The sequence below is a fragment of the Treponema sp. UBA785 genome (assembly GCF_002297065.1).
In the GTDB taxonomy this organism is placed as follows: Bacteria; Spirochaetota; Spirochaetia; order Treponematales; family Treponemataceae; genus Treponema_D.
Genome location: NZ_DBJD01000080.1, coordinates 6785 through 17203 on the forward strand (window position 1 = coordinate 6785; position 10419 = coordinate 17203).

Annotated in this window: 10 protein-coding genes; 6 read left to right on the forward strand and 4 right to left on the reverse strand. The window is 38.3% G+C overall.

Features of this window, described 5'->3' with window-relative positions; translation table 11 throughout:
- Positions 1-68 precede the first annotated feature (68 nt).
- The gene (locus B2X33_RS06865) at positions 69-1559 is read left to right on the forward strand and encodes an NAD(P)H-hydrate dehydratase (RefSeq protein WP_296668568.1); all 1491 of its coding nucleotides are present in this window, start codon (positions 69-71) and stop codon (positions 1557-1559) included.
- A 29-nt stretch (positions 1560-1588) separates the two neighbouring features.
- On the opposite strand, the gene B2X33_RS06870 is transcribed toward B2X33_RS06865, so the two are convergent.
- From B2X33_RS06870 to B2X33_RS06885, 4 genes are read right to left on the reverse strand one after another with little or no spacing between them, the layout of a single operon-like run.
- Complete coding sequence (locus tag B2X33_RS06870; protein WP_296668570.1) at positions 1589-2545, reverse strand: RluA family pseudouridine synthase; 957 nt, start codon at positions 2543-2545, stop codon at positions 1589-1591.
- A 24-nt stretch (positions 2546-2569) separates the two neighbouring features.
- A complete protein-coding gene (locus B2X33_RS06875) occupies positions 2570-2770 on the reverse strand; it encodes a SlyX family protein (RefSeq protein ID WP_273329324.1) in 201 nt (66 codons plus the stop codon).
- Between the two features lie 17 nt (positions 2771-2787).
- Positions 2788-3465: a hypothetical protein gene (locus B2X33_RS06880; RefSeq protein WP_296668572.1), complete on the reverse strand. Its 678-nt coding sequence runs from the start codon at positions 3463-3465 to the stop codon at positions 2788-2790.
- 21 nt (positions 3466-3486) lie between these two features.
- Complete coding sequence (locus B2X33_RS06885) at positions 3487-4521, reverse strand: C40 family peptidase (protein ID WP_296668574.1); 1035 nt, start codon at positions 4519-4521, stop codon at positions 3487-3489.
- Between the two features lie 283 nt (positions 4522-4804).
- On the opposite strand from B2X33_RS06885, the gene B2X33_RS06890 reads away from it, so the two are divergent.
- From B2X33_RS06890 to B2X33_RS06910, 5 genes are all read left to right on the forward strand, one after another.
- Positions 4805-6526, forward strand: coding sequence for a GGDEF domain-containing protein (locus B2X33_RS06890; protein WP_296668576.1), 1722 nt, complete (start codon positions 4805-4807; stop codon positions 6524-6526).
- Positions 6527-6622: 96 nt separating this feature from the next.
- The gene (locus tag B2X33_RS06895) at positions 6623-7387 is read left to right on the forward strand and encodes a protease inhibitor I42 family protein (protein ID WP_296668578.1); all 765 of its coding nucleotides are present in this window, start codon (positions 6623-6625) and stop codon (positions 7385-7387) included.
- 1 nt (position 7388) lies between these two features.
- Positions 7389-8096 (forward strand): tRNA 2-thiocytidine biosynthesis TtcA family protein, encoded by a 708-nt coding sequence (locus B2X33_RS06900; protein WP_296019448.1) that lies wholly within the window; start codon positions 7389-7391, stop codon positions 8094-8096.
- Between the two features lie 127 nt (positions 8097-8223).
- Complete coding sequence (locus tag B2X33_RS06905) at positions 8224-9843, forward strand: MBL fold metallo-hydrolase RNA specificity domain-containing protein (protein WP_296668580.1); 1620 nt, start codon at positions 8224-8226, stop codon at positions 9841-9843.
- Between the two features lie 294 nt (positions 9844-10137).
- A partial coding sequence (locus tag B2X33_RS06910; protein WP_296668582.1) for a hypothetical protein occupies positions 10138-10419 on the forward strand: 282 nt, incomplete at its 3' end.

Sequence of the window (10419 nt, forward strand, 5' to 3'; positions counted from 1 at the left end):
GCGCGCACACGTAAAATTAGTTTTTCACATTTTTTGTTTTTTCGTGCTATAATTTTTTTATGCAAAAAATGTTTTATGATACGCGCGCTTTGGATTGTGTCTGCCGACAAAAATATGCTCTTTCCGAAGAAATTATGATGGAAAATGCGGCTGTTGCCATTAAAAACGAAATTTGCTCTATTTCGCTAACTAGAAAAATTCAGAAAGTTTTAATTTTGTGCGGAAGCGGCAATAACGGTGCCGATGGCTATGCGCTGGCCAGACTGATTTCTGTTTTTTTTAAAACTTATGTTTTTGAGTGCAGCAAGCCTTCATCGTTACTTTGTGTTTTGCAGGCTGAACGCGCAAGGTTGTGCGGAGTTTCGGTTTTGGAACCGGACAGTTTTTTTTCAGAAAATTTGAATTCGGCTGTTGTTGTAGACTGCATTTTTGGGAGCGGTTTTAAAGGCGGATTTACAGATCAAACCGGCGAAAAACTCATAAAGCTTCTTGCTTTTGTAAATTCTTCAGAATGTTTAAAAATTGCCTGCGATGTTCCGACAGGACTTCATGCCGACGGAACTTTGGCGCAATCTGTTTTTAAGGCTGATATTACTCTTACAATGGGCGCGCAAAAATTCTGTCTTTACAGCGACATGGCAAAAAATTTTACAGGAAAAATAAAGGTTTGCGAACTTGGCATTTCGAGAGAACTTTTTGAAAAATCTGCTGAAAATTTGGAAGAAAGTCAAAAAAATCTTTTCCTTCTTGAACAAAAAGATATGATTTTGCCGTATCGGACAGACAATCTTGTAAATAAAGGAAGCTTTGGAAACGCTTATATTGCTTGCGGCGAAAAATCCGGAGCGAGCATTATTGCAGCAAATGCCTGCCTAAAATTTGGAGCAGGTCTTGTAACTCTTATTCGTCCAGAGGAGAATTTTTCAAAAACTCCAATTCCAGGTCTTTCGATGGAATTTCTTGTAGCAAATAATTTTGGTCCACGGCTTAGCGCGCTTTGCGTTGGAATGGGACTTGGCTATGACGAAAAAATCACTGAATTTTATGCAAAATTTCTTTTAGATTCGCCAGATGTGCGCTGTGTGCTCGATGCGGATATTCTATATTCTCCGTTGATTCTTGAAATTTTGGAGAGGCGCCCAAAAGGCTGTGTTTTGACTCCTCATCCAAAAGAATTTTCCGAACTTCTGAGGCTTTGCGGTTTTGGAAATTACAGTGTTGATGAATGTATTTTTCGGCGTTCTGAACTTGTCGAAAAGTTTTGCCGGCGCTTTCCTGAATCCGTTTTGGTTGCAAAAGGCTCAAATTCTGCAATTGGTGTGTTTTCTGCAAAAGAAGATTTTAATCTTTTTATTGATAGTTTTGGTTCTCCAGCGCTTGCAAAAGGTGGAAGCGGAGATGCGCTTGCAGGAATGATTTGCGCGCTTTTGGCTCAAAATTACGAAGCAAAAGACGCCGCAATTACAGCCTGCCTTGCCCACTCTCTTGCTGCCTGCAAAATAAAAAATAATTTTGCTCTTACACCTACAGATTTAATCCAAAATATTGGAGAATTATAGAGAAATTGAACGCAAAAACGTCCAGTTTTTTATTTTCTTTCTTTTTTTCCTGCTTCAATGAAATTCATATGGGCGCGATCTTTTTTGCTCAGGCGTTTTTGACCTAAATCCACTGAAATTTCGTGTCTTCCGTGGAAGCGTTCGCCTTTTTTATCGAAAGAATTTTTTAAGGATTCAATCCAGAGCGGAGTTTTTGGATTTGGATCGCCTCTTTTTACGTATTCGAGCCAGGCCTCTGGTTCAGGAACTTCAAATTTCATTTTTTCACCCGTAAAAGGATGGATAAATTCCAAAGTTCTGGCGTGAAGGCAAAGTCTGCCAAAATGGTCGGTTCTTGCCCTGTAGTTTTCATCGCCTGCAAGAGGATAGCCTTTTGACGCAAGATGAGCGCGAATCTGATTCTTTTTTCCTGTATCGAGCGAAAGTTCAAAAAGCGTATGTGTTGGACCTGACTGCAAAATTTTATAGTTTGTGCGTGCCGGAACAGTTTTAAAACAGCGGTTTTCGCCATAAGAGTCGGAATTATTTTTTGAGTTTTCGGATTCTCTTGGAACGAAGCCAACGTTGTGGGCGTTAAATGCAAGTTCATCATCGATTAAACCGCAATTCGGCAAAATAAGTTTTTTGCTGCGCGGATTTTCTGCAACTGCGCGGTAAAGCCGTTCTGTTATTATTTGATGCCAGGAGTCCATAATTTTTTTCTGCGCATTTTCGGTAAGAGCAAAGAGCATTACGCCGGAAGTGTCGCGGTCAAGGCGGTGGACAGCAAATGGTCTGTGTGAACTGCTGAAAGTTCCGTTTTTGTGCATGATTTCTTCGAGAATGCTTTGCGCCGTTCTGACCCGGCTTCCAGGATACGGAACGCTGAGCAGCCCAGAAGGCTTGTTGATTACGCAGATTGTTTCGTCTGAATAAAGAATTTCAATTTTTTCGTGGCCAAAATCTTTTTTTGTTTTTGTATTTTTGTTTGTGCTTAAATTTGCCATAATCCTGTCCTTCGATTAAAAAATCTAGTAATGAGGCGGTTTTCTGTTTGGAATTTCAATGTTTTCCGACAAATCCATAATTCTGCTTGAAAGAATTTTGTTTTCTTCGCGCAGAATTTCAATCAATTTTTGCTGCTCTACGACTTCGTTCTGAAGTTTGTTGATAAAATCGTCCATAAAAGCAATTTTTGTTTCGAGAGCAATAAAGCGGTTTTCTGTATCCATAGCTTTATTTTAACGGATTACCACGAAACTGACCACGATTTTTGTTCGTTGAGTGTTAAAAGTTCGCCAAGTTGGATTTTTTGAGAGAGAATTTTTCTTGAGCCGGGACTTTTTAATTCAATTTGAAGATTTTGAGAAACGATTTGTTTTGCCAAGTCCGGACCGTAGACAAAAGAGAGAAGATTTTCGTATTCTTCAACATTCATTTTTTCGTCGGTTAGACACGGAATCATCAAAAGATCAAAATAGCCCTGAGTTTCTTCGTCCAGTTTTTCGTAAATTGACTTGAATTGTTCCGGTCCCAAAGAAAAAGTGAGCGACGACTGAGTTTTTGAAAGAATTTTTGATGAAGCAAGAAGAGATTTAGAAAGATTTTCGATTTTTCCAGAGCCGCTTGTTTTTCCGTCTTTTTCGACATTTGCAGAAACATTTTTTGCGCCAGCGGAAATCAGAAAATTTTCAAGTTCTTGTTTTGAGAAGAGGGTTGAATTTGCATTTTCGTTTAAATCAGAATTTTCTTGAGCCAAATCCAGAAACTCCTTAAAAGCTGCGTTTGCCGACAGCGAAAAATTCGCCGAAAAAGCGATTGTTGCGGAGTCAGAATTTTCTGCTTTGACAGAAATTGAAGGCGAGCACGAAACTAAAAAAAGAGAAAAACTTATAAGGGCAAAAATTTTGGTTTTAAAAAATTTCATAAATTCCTCAAAAACTTTTCTTTATTTAATCAATTCGCGCAACGGAATGGTTACACGCACGCCAGAAGAAAAAACAAGTCCGGTTGCAAAACTTTTGAGAGCGTTTAATGCGCTTCCATCGGTGTCATTAAAAACTGTGTAGTGAATATCTTGCTCAAAACTTATGTCGGTTTTTCCAGCTTTAAAAGAAGGTGAATTAAAACTGATTCCCAAAATTCCTGGAAAAACAGAAGCTTTTATTCTTTCGTCGTTGTTTCCTGGAAGATACGGAGTTCCGATTGTAAAGACTGGACCTGCGAAAATTCGCATATAGTCGGTCATTGTAAGGCTAAAAAGCAACGGCAATTGAACTACGCCAGTTCCGCTGTCCCAACGCACAGTTGTTCCGATTCCAGGTTTTAGATTTTTTCCTTCGTAAGTTGCATGCACAGTTCCAGCAATTCCGCGGAAAGTAAGCATAAAATTATCAGGAGTAAAAAAGTTCCAGTCAAGACAGAACATTCCGTCCAAAACGATTTTGTCCGTAAAATTTCCATTTTGCCGGCTTGTCTGGCTGGAATTGTTGTTTTTTCCAGAAAAATTGGCTTTAGAAACGGATTCGAAGTTTTTATTGGAAGCAGTATTATTTTCGGCTAAAATTTTTGAAGGCGGCAAAAATCGGCCGGTTTTGTAATATTTGCCTTTCCAATAATTTTCTTTGAGTGAACTTAAAATTACGCCAGTGTTAGGGCCATCAGAAGCCGCATTTAAAAACTGACCGTTTCCAATGTAAATCCCAACATGGCTCGGATTTTCAGAAGCTGTTGTTTTAAAAAAAACTAAATCTCCTGGTTCGCGCTCAGATTCGTCAATTATTTTACAAAACGAATAAATACTTTTTACGGTTCTTGGCAGTTGATAACCGATAGATTCTCTTGCAACTGTATAAATCAATCCTGAACAATCAAAAGAATTTGGGCCGATTGCGCCATTTACATAAGGGCGGCCAATATATTTTTTCCCGTAATCAACAAAAGTTTGTCGGTTTGCCGCGGCATTTTCCGTGTTTGCAGCCATTGTCTGCGCGCATAGCCGCGGAGTAAACAAAATAAAAGCACCAAGCCAAAACCATACAATTAGTTGATTTCTGTCATTTCTTGTCATAGTTCAATTATCGTAAAAAAACAGAGCCATAACAAGCAAGATGAACGATTTTTTATTTGAGGCGCAATTTTCTTTCAAGATTAGGCTGGCCTTGCACTGATTTTTTTTGCAAGTTATAAAAAAATTATTTGCTTTATAAGAAAACTGTGCTAAACTAAGAAATAAGGCGCATTTTTTTGCGGGGGGGGGGGCGGTCTTGGATGTTCAAAACGCAAGACGTATAAGTGACATCTCATTTTCCATAGATAAAGATTTAAGTATAAAAGCAGGAAACCGCACTTTTTCTGTTTTCCTTCGTAAAACAGAAGTTTCAGGCATAAATCTTTCCGAATTCCTTTCAGAAAATGACGCAGAAAATTTTAAGCATTTTCTTTCAAATTTTAATCCGGAAGTTTCAAATGAATCTGCCAGTTTTGTTGCAAAACTTAGGGCAAGGCTTTATTTAATAACTTGTATTTTTACAGTTATAAAGACAGGCGACAATCTTTTTGAGGTAAGCATTGAAGAGCTTTCATATTCGCGGCAGATTTTAGACAAAGCGCTTTTGGAAAGCAGGGAATATTCAACTCTTCTTCAAAATTTCGATGCATATTATTTTATTTACGAATGTGAAAAGTTCACCGTAAAAAACACAAAAGACCTTAATACTATATTTGTCGGAAATTGCGATGAATTTAAAGAATTTTTCGAGAATTTTTTTCATATTAACAAAATGTACACACAAGAAAGCAAGCAGCTTATTGCCATGCTTGCAAATATTCGCAACTTAGAAACTGGCAAATACTACAATTTTTTGCAGACAGACAAAAAAATGCTTACGGTTCATACACTTCGGGCAAGCACGCGCAAAAAGACAATTGTCGTTGGCTACGTAAATTTTGGACAGAAAATTGCACCTGCAGAAAATGCTTATGTTGAAAGTCACGACGGTTTAACTGGACTTTACAACAAAAAGGCAATAACCGAAATTGCAATCAAAAAAATCAACGGACAGAAAGTTCCGTGCTCAATGATTATAATTGATGTTGACCATTTTAAGGGATGCAACGACACATTTGGTCATAATTTTGGTGACAGGGTTCTTACTACTGTTGCCAATTGTATAAAAGACGCAATCGGTACAAAAGGAATTGCTGGAAGAATTGGCGGCGATGAATTTTTAGTTTTGCTTGATTTAACCGAAGAAGACAATATTCGCAATATAACGCGAAATATTCGCGCAGGAATTCAGTGGAATATTACTTCAATTGAACCCGGCAGCACCGTAACCTGTTCAATGGGAGTCGCAAGATTTCCGTTAAACACAAAAGATTATGATTCGCTTTTTAATCTTGCCGACAAATGCCTTTACATTGCCAAAAACAAAGGACGCAACTGTTATATAATCTATAAACCTGAGCTTCATGACTATGTTTTTATTCAGAACAGACAGAATGAAAACAAAATTGCAAGCGGACAGCTTTACAACGAAGCTGCAGACGATGTATTTGAAATTTTAAAAGCAATTCATGAAAAAAAGAGCAAAAACGAACTGCAGCAAATTCTTCAAAAATTAGTCGATTATCTCGGCATAAGCACGATTATGGTTTATGATTCAACACACAAACTTTATTGCAGCGCAGGCCGCACAGAAAAGAATTTTAGAGAAAAAGCTTTAAAGCAAGAAAACTATTTTTCGTTTTTTAATAAATTTGATTATTTACATTTAGACAATACGAACGTTTTGGATTCAGTTTCGCAGGAAAAATATGTTTTTTATCAAGAAAACTGCATATCATCAACTTTGGAAGTATTATGCAACAAAAAAACGCTAATCTGCTTTGACGTCTTTAAACCGGCAAAAACCTTTCCAAAAGAAAGAATCATTTTTATGCTGGTTGTCGCGCGGCTTTTAGTAAGTTCTTTTAACATTGACTAGCCTTATAATAAAATAATTGTAATAGATGTTGCTCTACGTAAGATTTTTTGTTTATTTTATATAGCTGATACAAAATAAATTTAATGAGGTAACAAAATGAAAAAAACACCAGCGTTATTCAGTTTGATTTTTGCAGGAGTTGCAGCCTTTGCGGCAAGTTCATGCGCTTCGACAAAGAACAGTTTGGACGCAGGCAATTCAAAAGAACTAAAAATAGTTCTTGAGGGAAACGAAACAACCGGATATTCCTGGGAAAACACTCTTACAAATGAAGAGATTGTAAGCATAAAAGAAAAAGTAACATATCTTGGAAAAGATGGAATTACAGGCGCGCCTTCGAAATTTGAATATTCGGTGAAGGCCTTAAAAGACGGAACTACGGATTTAACTTTTGTTTACAAACGTCCTTTTGAAGCAGACAAAGCGCTTGATACAATAGTTTATAAAATCGAAGTAAAGAATGGAGAAATTTTGGCTCAGGGTACAATAGAAGGAAAATGGAGAATAAATTCTTTTTATAAAAACGATGAAGCACAGGCAATTTGCGATGTTGTGCTAAACCTAAAAAAAGAAAAGGATGACTTTTTTGTTTCTGGAGAAGCTGGAGTAAATATTTTTAATGGAAATATAAAGCTTTCAGAAAATATTGGAAACGGCGAAGGCGGTTTTGCCATGACCAGAATGATGGGACCAGCAGATGCAATGTCTTTTGAACACGACTACATCCAGCTTTTTAACGGAGAATTTTATGTAATTCCGGCAGTTAAAAATGGAACAGAAATTCTTACAATTGCAAATTTAAAAAACGGCTTGTCGGCAGAATATCGCCTTGTAAAAGAACCATTGGTAGAAAGACAGTAAAATGCCGCAGCCTTTTTTATACAATCTGATTGACAAGGCAGTTTTTGACTATAAACTGATTGAAAAAGGCGACAAAATTCTTGTGGGCGCATCTGGAGGGAAAGACTCCACTGCGCTTATAGAATATTTTGCAAACCGTCAAAAAAGAAAAAATTCCGATTTTGAATTTTTGGCATTGAATATTCAGACAGATTTTGGCGGCGGACTTCCTCCTGACATTCAGACACTTTTTAAAGACTGGAATGTCCCTGTAGAATCCATTTTTGTAGATGTAACAGGACGCTTGAGCGACGGATATAAAATGAGCTGTTACTGGTGTTCAAACTTGCGCCGAAAAGAACTTATTAACTTCGCGGTAAAAAACGGATTCAACAAAATTGCGCTTGGACATCATCTTGACGACATTTTAGAAACTCTGCTGATGAATGCCTTGAATAAAGGCGAGCTCAGCACAATGACGCCTTCCCTAAAACTCGAAAAATATCCTGTAAAAATTATCCGCCCGCTTTGCTACGCTGGCGTTCAGACAATTGTTGAACATTCTAAAAAAGGCGGCTATTTTGGATGGACATGTACTTGCACGTATCAGGATAACAGCACAAGAAAAGATGCCCGCCGCCGGCTTGAACTTTTGACTGGCGGAGACAGAAAAAAGAAAGAAAGACTTTTTAAAGCGCTAAAGAACATAAGACCAGAATATTTGCCATAAAAGAAATCTGTCATAAAAAAATCTTGAGAATTTGTTTTTTCGGATTTAAAATTGAACAAGAGGAATCTTAAAAATTTAAAAAAGATTAAATGCTGTCAATTTTGGCGATTTTTTCTTGGGAGGTTTTATGTCAGTTGTTTGTTATTCTCTTGGTGCGGCTCAAGAAGTGACTGGTTCAAAACATATTTTTGAAATTGATGGCCGGGCTTTTATGGTTGATTGCGGGGCTTTTCAGGGAAAACGCGCTGTTGCCGATGCAAAAAACAGGAATTTTGAAATTCCAGTCGATAAAATCGAAACTGTAATTTTAACGCATGCTCATTACGACCACTGCGGTCTTTTGCCAATGCTCGCAAAAAAAGGCTATGACGGCAATATTTACGCAACTCCTGCAACACGCGACCTTGCCGACCTCGTAATGATGGATTCAGCAAGAATTCAGGCGCGAGATGCCGAATATCTCCGCAAACAGGCCCAAAAAAAAGGCGAAAAATTTACATGGCAGCCACTTTTTAATGAAAAAGACTGCATTAAGGCGGAGAATCAGATTGTAACGCTCGGATATAACCGCCAGATGTACATTGCGCCAGACGTAGAACTCGAATTTTTTGACGCAGGGCACATTTTGGGTTCGGCATTTGCGTTTATAACGATAAAAGGACAGCGCGGCGCGTCAAAAAAATTTGATTCAATAAACAAAATAAATATCTGGAACAAACTTTTTGGCTGGAAAAATTCGATTTTGGAAAAACGGGCAGAAAGTGAAGAAGCCGATAGACGTAAAACTTCTGACAGACGAAAAGCCACCGCAGAAGAGCAGGCCCAGTATTCGGGAATTGAACGCCGTTCTGGCTACGACCGCCGCGAAGGAAAAGACGAACTGCGGATTCTCTATACAGGCGATTTAGGACGTTCTTCAAAACCGATTATCCGCGACCCAAGTGTAAAAATTCCGGCGCCAGATTACATTTTTTTGGAAAGCACTTACGGTAACCGCAAACACGAAGGCACAGAAATCGCTATGGAAGAACTGCGGAAAGTGGTTCGCCGGGCAATCGACCGCAAAGGAAAAATCATAATTCCGTCATTTGCAATTGAGCGCACTCAAGAAATTGTTTATTACCTCCATATGCTTGTAGACCAGCGAAAAATTCCTTCAATTCCAATTTACGTAGATTCGCCAATGGCAGTAAACGCGACAAGTATTTTTCAGGTTCATCCGGAATGTTACAGCCACGAAGTTGAAGAAGCCTTTCTTGACAGGCACAAAAATCCATTTGGCTTTGACCAGCTAAGTTTTGTTACGAGCGTTGACGAATCAAAGGCATTGAACCAAAAATCCGGGCCTATGATTATAATTTCGGCAGACGGAATGTGCGAAGCCGGACGCGTTGTGCATCATCTTGCAAACAACATAAGCGATCCAAAAAACACAATTTTGATAGTCGGTTATATGGCAGAAAACACGCTTGGCCGAAGAATCCGCGACGGAGCAAAAGAAGTAAAAATCATGGACGAATGGTATCAGGTAAATGCGCATGTCGAAACAATCAACGCATTTTCTGCTCATGCCGATTACGAAGAAATTGTAAGATGGCTCAAGCAGGTTGATACAAGCCGCCTTAAAAAAATCTATCTGGTTCACGGCGAAAAAGATGCCCAGGAATATCTGCAAAACTATTTAAAAGAAAACGGATACAAGCACGTTCAGATTGTAAAATACGGCGAAACTTACGAACTGGCGTAATTTGTAAATATTTTGGGCGTTGCGGCTGTTTTTAACAGCCGCCGCTCTGTCCGGGGTTTGCATTGTTCCACTTCGTTCCACAACGCGCCTTTTGCGCGCCCCTCCCGCCGCTAACGCATTTTTTTGTTTTTCTAAAAAATCTCAAATAACAGTTAATTCTTCTTTGTAAAGCATATTTTATATAAAAATCCGAGGTTTTATATAGAAAACCGGCATTTTCTTGATTATCATCAAATTCAGGGAAAGAGTAAATTCAATCAATACGACAGAATTTTATTTATAACGAGGTAATCGATGAAAAAAAACTCTCAAAAAAGAAAATTCGGCGCAATTTTGTTAAGTCTTGTCGCATTATTTGCAGTGCTTTTTTTTGCAGCAGCATGCAAGACAGACAGCGACGATGACGAATTGAACAATGTGACAATTAGTCTTTCAGAAAGTACAATAAACGCAAATGGACAGACTTCGCTATTTGCAAAAGTTGACAAAAAGGGCTCCGGCAATCCAGTTTATGAGTGGACAATTACAGCTGGCAGTGAATATGCAACCCTTGACAATGAAACTTCTTCAACTTGT